Source organism: Amycolatopsis sp. NPDC098790, from assembly GCF_044759945.1.
Taxonomy (GTDB): Bacteria; Actinomycetota; Actinomycetes; order Mycobacteriales; family Pseudonocardiaceae; genus Amycolatopsis.
On record NZ_JBIWAI010000001.1, the window covers coordinates 1,785,758 to 1,800,488 of the forward strand.

The following is a 14,731-nucleotide window of genomic DNA, read 5'->3' on the forward strand; positions in this document are numbered from 1 at the left end:
GGGTGGCCTTCACGAACCACTGGATCAAGCGGCGGGCTTCAGCCCACCCGGGAAGAGGTACTGGTCAGCGGGCTTGCCGGCGCCGTACACCCACGCGTCGAAGAACCCCTGCAGGTTCTTGTGCGCGACGATTTCGGTGTACCGCTGGAACTCCTGCATGCTCGCGTTCCCGTCGCGGTGCAGCGACGGCCACGTCTTCAGCACCCGGGAGAAGGCCTGGTCACCGACGTAGTTGCGCAGCGCGTGCAGCATCATCGGGCCCTTGGAGTACACGGACGTGAACTCCCGGCCGGCGCCCATGTCGTAGAGCTTGCCGTTCCAGAACGCCGTCGACGCCTTCTTGACGTCGTCCGCGTACTGCTTGTCCAGATCGACGCCTTCCTTGCCCTCGTCCCAGAGCCACGTGGCGTAGGACGCGAAGCACTCGTTGAGGCAGACGTCCTTCCAGTGCGCCACCGCGACCGAGTCGCCGTACCACTGGTGGGCGTTCTCGTGGACGATCGTCGGGACCGTGCCCGCCCAGCCCGCGGAGTAGATCGGCCGGCTCATCGTCTCCAGCGAGAAGCCGATCTGCTCGTTGAGGAAGATGCCGCCCGCCGCGTCGATCGGGTACTTGCCGAACTTCGACTCGAGGAAGTCGAGGATCTCCGGCAGCCGCGCCTCCGCCTGCTTCGTCGAGTCGGGGACGCCGGGGGCGTAGGCGCTGACGATCGGCGTCCCGTCCTTGCGCTTCTGCCGGTCGAACGTCCACTTGTCGATCGCGACCGTCGTCATGTACGGCACGATCGGCGTTTCCTCGGCCCAGACGTGCGTGGTGCCGTTCGGCGTCTTGATCGACGGCTTCTCGCGGCCGTTGGCGATCACGCCCCACTCGTCGGGCACGGTGATCGCGAGGTGGAACGTGGCCTTGTCGAGCGGGGTGTCGTTGACCGGGTACCAGGTGGTCGCCGACTTCGGCTCGCCGGCGACGAACGCGCCGCCCGCCTGGGCGTACTGCCAGCCGTTGTTGCCGAGCGCCGGGTCGCTGATCGGCGCCGGAACGCCGTGGTAGGCGATCTTGACCTTGAAGTGCTGGCCGCGCCGCAGGGCGCGCGACGGCGTGACGACCAGCTCGTGGTCGCCGGTCCGGGCGAACTGCGCGGTCCGGCCGTCGACCTTCACCGAGTCGACGGTCAGGCCGTGCAGGTCCAGGTTGAACGAGCTGAGCGACTGGGTCGCCCGCGCGGCGATGTCCTGGTCGCCGGTGAGCTGGTGCGACGCGGGGTCGTAGCCGACCTTGAGGTTGTAGTCGGCGACGTCGTAGCCGCCGTTGCCGTCCTGCGGGTAGTAGCTGTCGCCGGCGCCGTCGCTGCCGGGCCTCGCCGGGCCCCAGCCGTCGCCCGCCGCGGCGACGCCGGTGCCGAGGCAGAGGCTGGCGACCACGGCGGCCGCGACCACGGCCGGTTTCTGTCCCCTCATGAACGCTCCTGTCCGTATCGGATGGACCTCGCCCGCAACGTATCGCCACGAATGCATGGTTCGAAGGGGCGCGTCGCTTTTGTCCGGATAATCAGCACTTCCGTCGGCCCGCCCCGCCGCCCGGCCGTCGTCTGGAAAGCTGGACGCATGCGCGTTGCGCTGCTGGGCCCGCTGCGGGCGGTGAACGACGACGGCACGCCGATCGACATCGGCGGCGCCCGCCTCCGCATGCTCCTGGCCCGGCTCGCGCTGGACGCCGGGCGCGCGGTCCCGGCCGACGCGCTCGTCGACGGCCTCTGGGGCGGCGAACCGCCCGCCGACGCCGCCAACGCCCTGCAGTCGCTGGTCTCGCGGCTGCGCAAGGCGCTGCCGGTGCCGGTCGAATCGGGCCCCGGCGGCTACCGGCTCGCCGTGGCCCGCGAAGACGTCGACGCCGAGCGCTTCGAACGGCTCGCCGCCGACGGCCGCCGCGAGCTGGCCGCGGGCCGGGACGCCCACGCGGCCGAGCTGCTCGCCGAAGCCCTCGGGTTGTGGCAGGGCGGCGCGCTCGCCGACGTCCTCGACGCGCCGTTCGCGCCCGCGCCCGCCCGCCGGCTCACCGAGCTGCGGGCCGAGGCGGCCGAAGACCGCTTCGACGCCCTGATCCGGCTGGGCGAGCACGCGGGCGTGCTCGCCGACCTGGCCGCCGCGGCCGACGCCGACCCGCTGCGCGAGCGGCTGGCCGGGCTGCGGATCCGCGCGCTCTGCGCGGCCGGGCGGCAGTCGGAGGCGCTGGGCGTCTACTCCGCGATCCGCCGGACCCTGGCCGACCAGCTCGGCGTCGACCCGTCGGCCGAGCTGCAGGAGATCCACCTGGCCGCGCTGCGCGGGGAGCTCGCGGCGCCGTCGCCGGTGACCGACCGGCTGCCGACCCGGCTGACGACGTTCATCGGCCGCGACGACGAGCTCGAGCTGCTGGCCGAGCTGCTCGGCGGCGCCCGGCTGGTCACCTTGACCGGGCCCGGTGGGGCGGGCAAGACGCGACTGGCCACCGAAGCGGCGTCGCGGCACCCGGCGCACCAGCAGGGCCGGGTCTGGTTCGCCGCGCTGGCCGGCGTCCGCGACCCCGACGACCTCGGCGGCGCGCTGCTCGGCGCGCTGGAGATCCGGGACATCCGCAGCACCGACACCGAGATCCGCCGTCCGCTCGAGCCCGTCGAGCAGGCCCTCGAGGTGCTCGGCGGCGCGGAAGCGCTGCTGGTGCTGGACAACTGCGAGCACGTCGTCGACGCCGCCGCCCGGCTGGCCGACGAGCTGCTGCAGCGCGCGCCGCGGCTGCGGATCCTGGCCACCAGCCGCGAGCCGCTCGCGATCACCGGGGAAGCGCTCTGCCCGCTCGGGCCATTGCCGGTGCCCGCGGAACGCGCCGCACCCGCGGAGGCCGCCGAACTCGACTCGACGCGGCTGTTCCTCGACCGCGCGGCCGCCGTCCGCCCCGACTTCGTGCTCGACGAGTCCACAGTGGACCAGGTCGGCGAGATCTGCCGCCGGCTGGACGGGATGCCGCTCGCGCTGGAGCTGGCCGCGGCGCGGCTGCGGTCGATGACCGTGGCCCAGATCGCCGGGCGGCTCGGCGACCGGTTCCGGCTGCTGACCTCGGGCAGCCGGACGGCGCTGCCGCGGCAGCGGACGCTGCGCGCGGTCGTCGAGTGGAGCTGGGACCTGCTGACCGAGGCCGAGCTGGTGCTGGCCCGGCGCCTGGCGGTGTTCGCCGGCGGCGCCGAGCTGGAGCCGGTCGAGGCCGTCTGCGCGGACGAGCTGCTGCCCGCCGCCGACGTCCCGTACGTCCTCGGCAGCCTGGTCGAAAAGTCCATTGTGGACACTGTCGACGGCGGCCGCGGCGAGCCGCGGTACCGGATGCTGGAGACGCTGCGCGCGTACGCCACCGAGCGGCTGGTCGAATCGGGCGAGCACGACCGGACGCGCCGGGCCATGGCGTCGTACTACGCCGCCCTCGCGCAGGACCTGGAGCCGACGCTGCGCACCGGCGAGCAGCTGAAGGCGATCGACGCGTACGAGGCCGAGAGCGACAACATGGTCGCCGCCCTGCGCGGCGCGATCGAGATGTCCGATGTGGACAACACGGTCGCCCTGCTGGACGGGATGTTCTGGTACTTCACCATCCTCGGCCAGGGCGGCCGGGTCGGCGGGCTGCTGCGCGAGACCCTCGAGTTCGGCGACCGGCTGCCGCCCGCGGCGTCGGCGGCCTACCGCGCGCTGATCTACCTCATGGACGCGATCCCGGTGCGCTCGGACCAGGCCGAGATCCTGCGGCTGGTCGACGATTGCGTGCGTACCGACGCGGTCGACCGCTACCCCGGGCTCGCGGTGGCCCTGCCGATGCTGGCCTTCCTCGGCGGCGACCGCGAGGTCGCCGTGCGCGAAGTGCACCGCGCCGCGCGGCACCCCGACCCCTGGACCCGGGCCGGCGGCCACTGGGTGGAGAGCTTCCTGCTCGACGACGCGGGTGACGTCGAGGGCGCGGACCGGGCGCGCGACCTGGCCCACGCCGGGTTCGCGGAGGTCGGCGACCGCTGGGGCATCGCGATGACGTTGAGCTTCAAGGGGTACGCGCTGTCCCAGGACGGCGACAGCGCTCAGGCCATCGAGATCTACCAGCAGGGACTGGCGCTGTCGATGGAGCTGCGCTCACACGAAGACGCCGTGCAGCACTGGTGGCGGCTGGCCGTCGAGCGGGCGCGGACGGGCGACTTCGAGGGTGCGTGGCGCGACCAGGAGGCGGCGGAGCGCTACGGCGAAGGCATCACGAACCCGCAGCAGCGGGCCGTGTTGATGTTCGGTCGGCTGGAGCTGTTCCTGCGCACCGGAAAGCTGGCCGAGGCGCGGGTGCTGCTCGGCCGCGTCGCCGAGTTCGGGGGCGACGAATGGTTCCCGGGCGGGATCGGCGACGAGTTCATCCACGCGTTCGAAGCCCGGATCCTGCTGGCCGAGGGCCGTGCGGACGACGCCGAGTCCCATGTGGACATCGCGATCCGGGCGACGAACCGCCGCGGCGACATGCCGGACCTGGCCGGCTCGGTGGAGCTGCTGGCGATGGTGCGCGCGGCGCAGGGCCGTCTCGAGCAGGCGGCGCGGGTGCTCGCGGCGTCGGCGGTGATCCGCGGGCGGATCGACCTCGGCAGCCCGGAGGTCCGGGCGCTGATCGACCAGCTGCGCGCTGCCTTGCCGGACTACGACTCGCGTTACGAGGAGTTCCGCGCCGCGTCCAAAAAGGACACCATCGCCTGGCTCCTGGGCGAGCTGGGCTGAAGGGCACCTTCGGTGCATGTGACGTGCTGAAGGGCACCTTCCTCGCATCTGGTGCGAGGAAGGTGCCCTTCAGCTCCCCTTGGCGCGGGTCACCCCCGTGTCGCGCGCCTTTTCAGACCCGCCGGCGGTAAGCCCAAGTCGCCAGCGGGAAGAACACGATGACCGCGCCGGCCATCCAAGCGAGCGCCCCGGCCAGCGGGCCGGCGACCGCGCCGCCGTTCATCAGGCCGCGCAGCGCGTTCGCCATCAGGCTGACCGGGCTGATGTCCGCCCACGCCCGCAGCCACCCCGGCATCGTGGACGTCTGGACGAACACGTTGCTGCCGAACGTGAGCGGCATGATGAAGACGAACATCAGTGCCTGCGCCGAACCCGGCGACTTCATCACCATGCCGACGAACACCGAGCCCCAGCAGAAGCACAGCCCGAACGCGAGCGCGAGCAGGATCGCCACCACGAACTCCGCCGGGCTGGTCGCGATGCGGTAGCCCATGATCGTGGCCACCACCATCAGCACCGTCAGGCACACGACGTACCGCACGATGTCCGCGAGCACCGCGCCGATCAGTGGCGCGGACCGGGCGATCGGCATGCTGCGGAACCGGTCGAAGACGCCCTTGGTGATGTCGGTGTTGAGGTTGGTCCCCACGGCGAGGCACGCCTGCAGGATGTTCATCACGATGATGCCGGGCACGACCATCTGCAGGTAGGCGTCGGTCGAGCCGGACAGCGCGCCGCCGAACAGGTACACGAACATCACCAGGAAGATGATCGGCATCAGGGTGACGTCGGCGAGCTGTTCGGGGTTCTTGCGGATCTTCAGGATGCCGCGCCACGCCAGGGAAAGCGCGTGCTGGAACCCCTTGCCGGGGCTGATGTGCCGCGGCGGGGCCGGGCGGTCGAGCGCCAGCGTCGTCATGCCAGGCTCCCTTCGAGGGTCTTGTCCGCAATGGACTGTTCGGCGGTGTGCCCGGTCAGGGCGAGGAACACCTCGTCGAGGCTGGGCAGCCGCAGCGCCAGCTCGTCGGCGGTGATGCCGGCTTCGTCCAGCTTGCGGACCAAAGTGGACAGCAGGACGGGGTCGTTGACCGGCGCGGTGAGCAGGCCGGTGGCGTCGTCGCGGGTCGGCCGGACGCCGGAGAGGTCGCCGAGGATCCGGTTGACGGCGTCCATGTCGGACAGCTGGGTCGGCCGGACCTGCAGCGTCTGGCCGCCGACGCGGCGCTTGAGCTCGTCGGCGCGGCCGTCGGCGACGACGCGGCCGTGGTCGAACACGGTGATCTTGTCGGCCAGCTGGTCGGCCTCTTCGAGGTACTGCGTGGTCAGCAGCACCGTGGCGCCCTCGGCGACGAGCGTGCGGACGACGTCCCAGACCTCGTTGCGGGCGTGCGGGTCGAGGCCGGTGGTCGGTTCGTCGAGGTAGAGCACCTCGGGCCGGCCGACGAGGCTGGCGGCGAGGTCGAGCCGCCGCCGCATACCACCGGAGTAGGTCCGGATCGGCCGCTTGGCCGCCTTGGTGAGCTCGAACCGCTCGATCAGCTCGGTGGCGCGGGCCTTGGACTGGGCGCGGGAGTGGCCGTACAACCGTCCGATGAGGACGAGGTTCTCGATGCCGTTGAGGTCCTCGTCGACCGACGCGTACTGGCCGGTGAGCCCGATCAGGCTGCGGACTCGCACCGGGTCGGTGACGACGTCGTAGCCGCCGACGGTGGCTCTGCCGGCGTCCGGTTTCATCAGGGTGGCCAGGATCCGGACGGCGGTCGTCTTGCCGGCGCCGTTCGGGCCGAGCACCCCCACGACCTGTCCGAACGGGACCTCGAGGTCCACCCCATCCAGTGCCTTGGTGTCCCCGAAGTGTTTGACCAGGCCCTCGGCCTGGATCGCGTGCGACATGGGCGTCCTCCTTCGCTGTCGCTGTTGGGCTTCACTTTGGACGGGGGCGCTGGCAGCACGCGCACAGCGCGCTGGCAGCGGCTGGCAGGCGCTGGTGGAGATCTTGTGGAGGAGTTGTCGCCGCCTGGGCCGCGCGGCGATCACCTCGGCATACTCGGCACCATGACGGTTGCGGAAGAGACGCGCGTCCGGCGGAAGAAACCGCTGGTCACGGCCTTGCTGGTGGTGCCGGTGGTGCCGCTGGCCGGACTGGCCGCGCTGCGCCTGATCGGCTACGACGGCGACTGGTACACGCTGGTCGCGTTGTCGCTGACGCCGTTCGTGGCGGTCGCGGGCCTGCTGCTCGGCGGCCTGGCGCTGGCGTTGCGGCGGTGGTGGGTCGGCGGGACCGCGCTGGTGCTGGCGGTCGCGTTGGCCGTCCTGGTCGTGCCGCGGGTGTCGGCGAGCGATCAGCGCGAAGTGCACGGGAAGACACTGCGCGTGCTCGCGTCGAACCTGCTCTACGGCCAGGCGGACCCGAAGGCCGTCGTCGACCTGGTGCGTTTGCAGCGGATCGACGTCCTGAACCTGGTCGAGATGACGCCGCGGGTGGTCGACGGGCTGACCGCGGCGGGGTTGTTCCAGCTGCTGCCGTACCGGGTGCTGCACCCGGCGCCGGGCGCGTTCGGCTCGGGGATCGTGTCGCGCTTCCCGCTGAAGGAGGTCAACCTGACGGGCGATTCGGCGGCCAAGCAGCCGGGCGCGCAGGCCGACCTCGGCGACGGCGTGGTGGCGGAGATCGTCGCCGTCCACCCGATCTCCCCGGACGTGGACACGCCGCAGTGGGAGCGCGAGATCAAGGACCTGTCCCGGGCGGCGGGCGAGCACGGCCTGCGCATCCTGGCGGGCGACTTCAACGCGACGCTGGACCACGCGGCGTTCCGCACGGTGCTGTCCCGCGGCTACAACGACGCGGCCGAGGAGCGCGGCGCGGGGCTGACGCCGACTTGGCCGTCCTCGTCCCCGGTGGTGACGATCGACCACGTGGTGGTCGACAACCGGGCGGCGGTCCAGGACTACCGCGTGTTCGACGTCGCGGGCAGTGACCACCGGGCGGTGTTCGCCGAAGTCAGGTTGCCGTGACGAGGGCTCGCAGCGTTTCCAGGGCGCCGGCCGGGATCGAGATGCCTCGGTTGTGGCGGATCTCCGGCTCGCGCGGGTTGATGCGGATCAACGCACCGGTCGCCGCGCTCGCCAGTTCGCTGTAGCGGCGGACCGTCGGGACCGCCTGGCCCGCGCCGAGCTCCACCACCACGAGGTCACGCGCGGTGCGGCGCCACGCCGTCAGCTCGTCGAGCTGGGCCTGGCTGCGGTCCGGGACCCAGTCGAAGTCCCCGAACATCAGGATGTTGGGCCGGGCCAGCCCGCCGCACCGCGGGCACGACGGCAGCGGCGGCACGGCCCGCATGGTTTCGGCGTCGATGGCGACGTTTTCGGAAGCCGGCCAGATGTCGTCGGAACAGCGGTCGAGGCACTGCAGGTGGTGGATCGACCCGTGCGCCTCGGCGACGTGCTCGAAACCGGCCTTCTGGAACTGTCCGTCCACATTGGACGTGAACACGCGCACGGACGGCGCGAAACCGAGCAGCAACCGGAAACCCTCGTGCGGCACGGTCTTCCGGTACAGGTCGAGCCGATGTCCGTAGAAACCCCACGCCAGCTCGGGGTCGTCGGCGAAGTGGCGCGGGTCGGCCAGCTCCTCGAACCGCAACCCCAGCCGGGCGTACGGCGGATAAGCACGCCAAAACCCTTCGCCGCCGCGGAAGTCCGGCAGCCCGGAGTCGACGCCCATCCCGGCGCCGGCGCAGATCAGCAGCGCGCCGGCGCCGTTCAGGAGCTCCGCGGCCCGCTCAAGAGCGTCACTCACCCGGCTTCGAACCGAGGACGACCTCGAACTCCAGCAGGTTGGCGCCGGTGGACACGGGCTTGGCGCTCTCGCCCGAGTGCGCCGCCGCGGCCGGGCCGCCCTTGGCCCACGCCTGGTAGGCCTCTTCCGTCTCCCACTTCGTGTAGACGAAGTAGCGCGTCTCGCCGGAAACCGGGCGCAGCAGCTCGAACCCGAGGAAGCCGGGCTGCTGGTCGACGGAGTGCATCCGCGCGGCGAACCGCTTCTCCAGCTCGGGGCCGGCGCCTTCGGGGACCTCGATCGCGTTGATCTTCACGACACTCATGACTCCACCCTAGTTGGCTTCGACGTGTGACCCGTGCCACTGTGGAAGCCATGGGGAGCACCGAGCGCGACCTCGCCACCGATCTCGCCCGGATCGTCCGGGCCACCGCCGACGAGGTCGAGGGTGGCCGGGGCAACGAGCTGATCGAGCGCGTGACCGGCCACCTGGGGGCACTGCTGCCGGAGGTGGTGGTCGTGACCCGCAACTGGCCGATGTGGGAGCACGCCAACATCCAGCGCGGGGTCGACGCGTACCTCGCCGAGCACGGCACGGCCGTGGGCTGGTTCGGCATCGCGGGCGGCCAGCGCACGCACGAGGACCTCATCGGGATGCTCGCCACCGCGCGCAGCAAGGGGATGTACGACCTCGGCTCGGTGGACTACACCACCACGGCGACGGGCCCGCACGACGCGACCGAAGCCGTCCAGCTGGGGCTGGTCGGCACCAGCGCGCCGGACGGGGAGCCGGTGCTGCTCGCCATCCGCGGCGCGACCCCGCAGTGGGGGCTCGAGCAGTGCCGGCTGGAGGTCCTGGCGACGTCGCGGGCGACCGCGACCGAAGTGCGCAACCGAGTCGAGCGGCTGATGGCCGAACGCGATCTCCTGCGGGGGCAGGTGGTGGCCTTCGGCACCAGCGAGCACCGCGCCAACGAGCTGCTCACGTTCCTCCCGCGGCCGGCGCTGACCGGCGAGGAGGTCGTGCTGCCGGACGGCGTGCTCGACGCGATCGAGCGGCACACGGTCGGCATCGCCGAACACGGCGAGCGGCTGCTGGCCGCGGGCCAGCACCTCAAGCGCGGGCTGCTGCTGCACGGCCCGCCCGGCATCGGCAAGACGCACACGGTCCGCTACCTGATGGGCCGCCTGCCGGACACCACGGTGATCATCCTGACCGGCACGGCGATGCGGTTCGTCGGCAAGGCCGCGGAGCTGGCGCGGCGGCTGCAGCCGAGCGTGGTCGTGCTGGAGGACGTCGACCTGATCGCGCAGGACCGCAGCTACGGGCCGATGGTCCAGCCCCTGCTGTTCACGCTGCTCGACGCGATGGACGGCGTGGGCGGCGACGCGGACGTGACGTTCCTGCTGACGACCAACCGCGCGAGCGAGCTGGAGAAGGCACTGGCCGACCGCCCGGGCCGGGTGGATCTGGCGGTGGAGATCCCGCTGCCGGACGCGGCGGGCCGCGAGGCGCTGCTCAGGCTGTACGCGCGGGGCCTGAAGCTGACGGCGGACCTGGCCCCGGTGGTGGCGGCGACGGAGGGGGTGACGGCGTCGTTCGCGAAGGAGCTGCTGCGCCGGGCATCGCTGCTGGCGCTGGCTGCGCGTCCGGAGGAGGACGTGTCGGTGGGCGACGAGGAGCTGACGACGGCGCTGCGCGAGATGCAGGAGGCGCACAGCGCGTTGACGCGGTCGCTGCTGGGCAGCTCAGCTGCGCAGTGAGCCGGGGAAGAGGTCCGCGTCCGCCGGCAGCTTCGTCCCCCTGAACCACTCGTCGAAGAACGCCCTCAAGTTCTGCCCGCTCACCTGGCCGGCCATCTTCTCGAAGTCGGCCCAAGAAGCGTTGCCGTGGCGATAACGCGCCGGCCAGTCGTGGAGGAGGCGGTCGAACGCCGGGTCGCCGATCTGCCTTCGCAACGCGTGCAGCGCCAGGATTCCCTTGTTGTACACGCCTTCGAACTCGTGACCCTGGCCCATGCCCACGAGCTTCTGGCCCCAGAAATCCGTGCTGCCGTGGGTGATCTCGATCGCCGCGCGGTAGCGGTCGTCGAGGCTCTGGCCCTCGCGCTCGGCCCACAGCCACTGCGCGTACGACGCGAAGCACTCGTTCAGGCAGATGTCCGACCAGTTCCGCAGGGACACCGAGTCGCCGAACCACTCGTGCGCGTTCTCGTGCACCAGCGTCGGCAGGTCGGCCCACTTCGCGTACGTCGGCCGCGTCTGCGTCTCCAGTGAGAACCGGACGTCCTCGTTCAGGAAGATCCCGCCCGCCGCCGACTGCGGGTACGGGCCGAACTTGCTCTTCAGGAACCCGAGCACCTCCGGCAGGCGGTCGCCGATCGCGCGGCGGGCCTCGGCTCCCGGGGAGTACGCCGTGACCACCGGGGTGCCGTCCGGCAGTGTCGACCTGTCGACACTGAACTTGCCGATCGCGATCGTCGTCAGGTAGCTCGCGACCGGGTTCGGCTCGGTCCACGTCCCCGGCGGGCCTTCGCGGCCGTTCGAGATGACCGTCCAGCCGGGCGGGACGTGCGCGGTCAGCGTGAAGGTCGCCTTGTCGCGCGGGATTTCGTTGACCGGGTACCAGAACGCGGCCGAGTGCGGCTCGCCGACCATGTACGCGCCGCCGTCGGCCGAGTGCTGCCAGCCGTTCTCGCTGCCGCCGTCGTGCGGGGTCTTCGCCGGGTCGCCGCCGTAGCGCACGCGGGTGCGGAACGTCGTCCCGGCGCGGATCGGCGACGCCGGCGTGATGACCAGCTCGAACGCCTTTTCGCGCGTGAAGTGCGCCGGCTGCCCGTCGACTTCGACGCTGTGGACGTCGAGACCGCGCAGGTCGAGGTCGAACCGGCTGAGGTCCTGGGTGGCCTTCGCGGTGACCGTCGTGTCGCCGTCGAGGTGGCCGCTCGGCGGGTCGTACGTGACGCCGACCTGGTAGCCGAGAGCGTCGTAACCGCCGTTGCCGTCTTCCGGGTAATACGGATCACCGGCCCCGGACGCGCCCGGAACCGGGTGCATGGGCGGCGGTGGGGGCGGCGCCGTGACGGCGTCACCGCTGCACGCCGCGGCGACGATCACCGCGGCGCAGACGGCGAGGGCAGCGAGTCGGCGGCGCATACCCACCACCATAGGTGATGGAAAGCGATCACTCGGTCACGCTTCGCACCAGCCATTATGGTGACCGCGTGCTCTGTTTCGGCGGCACCGGCGTGCCGATCGTCCTGCTCCACGGACTGATGGGCCGCGCGCGCACGTGGTCGCGGGTTGCGGAGTGGCTCCGGCCCTACGGCGCGGTGTACGGCCTCGACGCGCGCGGCCACGGCAGCGCCCCGCGTGTCGGCCCCTGGACGACCGAACGGTTCACCGACGACGTCGCCGCCGCCTTGAAAACCCTCGACGCGGGGCCGGCCGTGCTCATCGGGCACTCGATGGGCGGCCTGCACGCGTGGGCGACCGCCGCGAAGTACCCGGAACTCGTGCGCGCGGTCGTCTCCGAGGACTTCGCGCCGGACCAGCGCGGCCGGACCGTCGAGACGTGGCGCGGGTACTTCGAGAGCTGGCCGGTGCCGTTCACGTCGCTCGACCACGTCCGCGAGTTCTTCGGCGACGCGGGCGAGTACTTCGCCGACTGCGTCGAGGAGCGTTCGGACGGTTTTCACCTGGTCGCCGACCTCGAAGACCTGTACGTCATCGCCGCCGAATGGGGCCGCCGGGACTATTGGGACGTCGTCGACGCGATCCGCTGCCCGCTCCTGCTCATTGAAGGTGAACACACGGCGATGCCGCCCGGCCAGCAAGCGCTCGTGGCCGATCGGGTGCCGGGCGCGAAGCACCTCGTCGTCCCCGGTTCGGCCCACCTGCCCCACGACGAAGCCCCGGAGACCTACCGGGGCGCCGTCGAAGCGTTCCTGAGCCAGGTCCTCAAGCGCTAGCGAGGTCCGCCCGCCAGGCCGCCGTCGAGCGGTCCGAGGGGACGATCAGCGGCCAGACGTCGGCGCCGAGGAAGCCGGTCTCGTCCGTCGCCTTGGTCGCGGTGCACGTGTGGCGCGGCAATCCGGCCTGAACGGACAAAGCGGCCACGGCGTCCTTTGTAGACTTACCGAACACCCCGTCGGTCGGCACGTCGTACCCGTACGCGCGCAGGAACCGCTGTGCCTGCTGCACCTGACGGCCCGTGTCGCCCGGCTTGAGCAGCGGCCACTCGGCTTCGGCGCGCGCGACGGAGACGCCGAGGACGCGCCCGACGGCCGTCCGCAGCTCGGGCAGCCGGTTGTAGAGCACCGTGCCGGGGCACTCGGTCGAGTTGAAGTCGCGGTGGCCCTTGATGAACTCGGGCGCAATGCCGTATTGGTGGGCGATGTAGGCGACCAGGCCGACCAGCGAGTCCCAGAGCGCCTGCGGCACGTCGATCGTGCTGTAGAGGCCCTCGTTCTCGATGCCGATGACCTCGCTGTTGTGGTTGCCGACGTTCGCGCCCTGGACGTGCTGCGTGCCGCCGCGCAGGATTTCGAGGCTGCGGTGCCTGCCCTCGGTGACGAACCCGCCGCGGCTGTTCGTGAACTGCTGGCCGCTGTCGATCCAGCCGTTCTTGTCCATGTGCAGGTCCTGGATGAACTTCGCGACGTAGAACGCGCGCGCCAGCGAGAAGTCGTTGTTCATCGGCGGATCCACGGCGTGGTGCACGACGATGTAGGTCGGCTTGTGGTTCTCCACCACGATCGGCCCGGTGGCGGGCCGCGCGCCCCACTCGGCGCAGGTGTGGATCGTCGGTGCCGGCACGGCCGCGCTCGCCGTACCCGTGGTCGTCATCCCCAGTGCGCCGGCCGCGGTGGCGGTCACCCCTGCTTTGAACAGGGTCCGGCGGTCAACAGTGAGGCTTATTCTGGTTAGCCCGCCGCGCCCCTCACGCAGACCGCCGGTCAGCGCGGAAATCATGCGGCGGGCGACGGCTGAATAAGCCTCATTGACCATGCGGGAAAAGGTAGCTCCGCATCGCGCCGATGACAACTATTGACCAACTTTTGTTGTAGCGCGTTAGTGTTCGCCCGGGAGAGCGAAGAGGCCGCCCTCGGTCTGCTCCAGCAGGCCGTCGACGAGCAGGGAGTCCAGGCAGCGGTCGCGCTGGCCGCCGTCGTGCCACACCAGGTCGAGGCGTGCTTTCTCGACGGGCCCTTCGCTGCCGCGCAGGACGTCCAGCAGCAGGCCGCGGACCTGCCGGTCGGTGCCGGCGAACTTCTGCACCGGCTTGGCCGGGCCGGCGTACTCGGGCCGTCCGGCGAGCTGCCACGCGCACTCGTCGTAGATCGGACAATCCGCGCAACGCGGGCTTCGCGCCGTGCAGATGAGGGCGCCGAGCTCCATGATCGCGGCGGAGAACTTCGCGGCGGGCGCGTCTTCGGCGGGCAGCAGCGCCTCGACGTCGTTCATGTCCCGGGTGTTCGACGCGGGGCCGGCATCCCCGGCCCCGTGCACGGCCCGCGCGACCACCCGCCGCACGTTGGTGTCGACAACGGGCGCACGCAGGCCGTAGGCGAACGCGGCGACGGCGCGCGCGGTGTAGGCCCCGATCCCGGGCAGCGCGAGCAGGGTGTCCACATCGGACGGGACGACATCCCCGTGGTCCCGCGCGATGACACCGGCGGCTTCGTGCAGGCGCAGGGCGCGCCGCGGGTACCCGAGCTTCCCCCACGCCCGCACGACCTCGCCCTGGCTCGACGCGGCCAGCGCCGAGGGCACGGGCCAGCGAGCCATCCACTCGAGCCAGATCGGCTGCACGCGGGCGACGGGGGTCTGCTGGAGCATGATCTCGCTGACGAGCACACCCCAGGCCGAGCGGTCCGGCTCGCGCCAGGGCAGGTCCCGGCCGTGCGTGGAGAACCAGTCGAGCAGGGTTTCGGCGTCTACGGACACGCCGGGGAGGCTACTTCGCGTGCTTCGGCAACTCGCGGGCGACCTCGTCCGGTGACCTCACGTGGCGACAGGGTTTCCGCGATCGCGCCCAGCGTGATGTCGCTGCCGCCGTGTGCACGAACAGGTCTGTCTGCCCGATCGCCGCCGCCCCGGGGCATCCACGCCTGTGCGGTCACGTGGGCCGGAACGGGGGTTCAGCCCGAGCCGGCCCAGCGGCGCGTGAGGCCGGCGAAGAGG

Annotated in this window: 12 protein-coding genes; 4 read left to right on the forward strand and 8 right to left on the reverse strand. The window is 71.6% G+C overall.

All coding sequences use genetic code 11. The annotated features are described in order from the left end of the window. Positions 1–24: 24 nt before the first annotated feature. Complete coding sequence (locus ACIQWX_RS08975; protein ID WP_400867450.1) at positions 25–1,458, reverse strand: M1 family metallopeptidase; 1,434 nt, start codon at positions 1,456–1,458, stop codon at positions 25–27. Positions 1,459–1,605: 147 nt separating this feature from the next. On the opposite strand from ACIQWX_RS08975, the gene ACIQWX_RS08980 reads away from it, so the two are divergent. After that, positions 1,606–4,767, forward strand: coding sequence for a BTAD domain-containing putative transcriptional regulator (locus ACIQWX_RS08980; protein WP_400867452.1), 3,162 nt, complete (start codon positions 1,606–1,608; stop codon positions 4,765–4,767). 112 nt (positions 4,768–4,879) lie between these two features. Here ACIQWX_RS08980 and ACIQWX_RS08985 read toward each other — a convergent pair whose 3' ends face one another. Both ACIQWX_RS08985 and ACIQWX_RS08990 read right to left on the reverse strand, forming a co-directional pair. Beyond that, positions 4,880–5,686, reverse strand: a complete 807-nt coding sequence (locus tag ACIQWX_RS08985) for an ABC transporter permease (RefSeq protein ID WP_400867454.1) — start codon at positions 5,684–5,686, stop codon at positions 4,880–4,882. Beyond that, entirely contained in the window at positions 5,683–6,660 is a 978-nt protein-coding gene (locus ACIQWX_RS08990) for an ATP-binding cassette domain-containing protein (RefSeq protein WP_400867456.1), read from the reverse strand. Before ACIQWX_RS08990 ends, ACIQWX_RS08985 begins: the two co-directional genes overlap by 4 nt. A gap of 105 nt (positions 6,661–6,765) precedes the next feature. Here ACIQWX_RS08990 and ACIQWX_RS08995 point away from each other — a divergent pair, with 105 nt between their 5' ends. After that, positions 6,766–7,782 (forward strand): endonuclease/exonuclease/phosphatase family protein, encoded by a 1,017-nt coding sequence (locus tag ACIQWX_RS08995; RefSeq protein ID WP_400867458.1) that lies wholly within the window; start codon positions 6,766–6,768, stop codon positions 7,780–7,782. On the opposite strand, the gene ACIQWX_RS09000 is transcribed toward ACIQWX_RS08995, so the two are convergent. Continuing rightward, positions 7,769–8,566, reverse strand: coding sequence for an SIR2 family NAD-dependent protein deacylase (locus tag ACIQWX_RS09000; protein ID WP_400867460.1), 798 nt, complete (start codon positions 8,564–8,566; stop codon positions 7,769–7,771). The two genes, ACIQWX_RS08995 and ACIQWX_RS09000, sit on opposite strands and share 14 nt — an antisense overlap. Next, positions 8,559–8,870 (reverse strand): antibiotic biosynthesis monooxygenase family protein, encoded by a 312-nt coding sequence (locus ACIQWX_RS09005; protein WP_400867462.1) that lies wholly within the window; start codon positions 8,868–8,870, stop codon positions 8,559–8,561. The genes ACIQWX_RS09000 and ACIQWX_RS09005 overlap by 8 nt, the downstream gene beginning before the upstream one ends. 50 nt (positions 8,871–8,920) lie before the next feature. Between ACIQWX_RS09005 and ACIQWX_RS09010 the strand changes: the two genes are divergently transcribed. Then, positions 8,921–10,309: an ATP-binding protein gene (locus ACIQWX_RS09010; RefSeq protein WP_400867464.1), complete on the forward strand. Its 1,389-nt coding sequence runs from the start codon at positions 8,921–8,923 to the stop codon at positions 10,307–10,309. On the opposite strand, the gene ACIQWX_RS09015 is transcribed toward ACIQWX_RS09010, so the two are convergent. After that, positions 10,295–11,701: a M1 family metallopeptidase gene (locus ACIQWX_RS09015; protein ID WP_400867466.1), complete on the reverse strand. Its 1,407-nt coding sequence runs from the start codon at positions 11,699–11,701 to the stop codon at positions 10,295–10,297. The genes ACIQWX_RS09010 and ACIQWX_RS09015 overlap by 15 nt on opposite strands. 68 nt (positions 11,702–11,769) lie before the next feature. Between ACIQWX_RS09015 and ACIQWX_RS09020 the strand changes: the two genes are divergently transcribed. After that, complete coding sequence (locus ACIQWX_RS09020; RefSeq protein WP_400867468.1) at positions 11,770–12,516, forward strand: alpha/beta fold hydrolase; 747 nt, start codon at positions 11,770–11,772, stop codon at positions 12,514–12,516. On the opposite strand, the gene ACIQWX_RS09025 is transcribed toward ACIQWX_RS09020, so the two are convergent. After that, positions 12,506–13,423: an N-acetylmuramoyl-L-alanine amidase gene (locus ACIQWX_RS09025; protein WP_400867470.1), complete on the reverse strand. Its 918-nt coding sequence runs from the start codon at positions 13,421–13,423 to the stop codon at positions 12,506–12,508. The genes ACIQWX_RS09020 and ACIQWX_RS09025 overlap by 11 nt on opposite strands. Before the next feature lie 195 nt (positions 13,424–13,618). Then, positions 13,619–14,494, reverse strand: coding sequence for an A/G-specific adenine glycosylase (locus tag ACIQWX_RS09030; protein WP_400867472.1), 876 nt, complete (start codon positions 14,492–14,494; stop codon positions 13,619–13,621). Positions 14,495–14,731: the final 237 nt, after the last annotated feature.

Coding starts and splice junctions, on each gene's coding strand:
- ACIQWX_RS08985 (WP_400867454.1), bottom strand. CDS start 5,686: ATGACGACGCTGGCGCTCGACCGCCCGGCCCCGCCGCGGCACATCAGC.
- ACIQWX_RS09015 (WP_400867466.1), bottom strand. CDS start 11,701: ATGCGCCGCCGACTCGCTGCCCTCGCCGTCTGCGCCGCGGTGATCGTC.
- ACIQWX_RS08975 (WP_400867450.1), bottom strand. CDS start 1,458: ATGAGGGGACAGAAACCGGCCGTGGTCGCGGCCGCCGTGGTCGCCAGC.
- ACIQWX_RS08980 (WP_400867452.1), top strand. CDS start 1,606: ATGCGCGTTGCGCTGCTGGGCCCGCTGCGGGCGGTGAACGACGACGGC.
- ACIQWX_RS09010 (WP_400867464.1), top strand. CDS start 8,921: ATGGGGAGCACCGAGCGCGACCTCGCCACCGATCTCGCCCGGATCGTC.
- ACIQWX_RS08990 (WP_400867456.1), bottom strand. CDS start 6,660: ATGTCGCACGCGATCCAGGCCGAGGGCCTGGTCAAACACTTCGGGGAC.
- ACIQWX_RS09005 (WP_400867462.1), bottom strand. CDS start 8,870: ATGAGTGTCGTGAAGATCAACGCGATCGAGGTCCCCGAAGGCGCCGGC.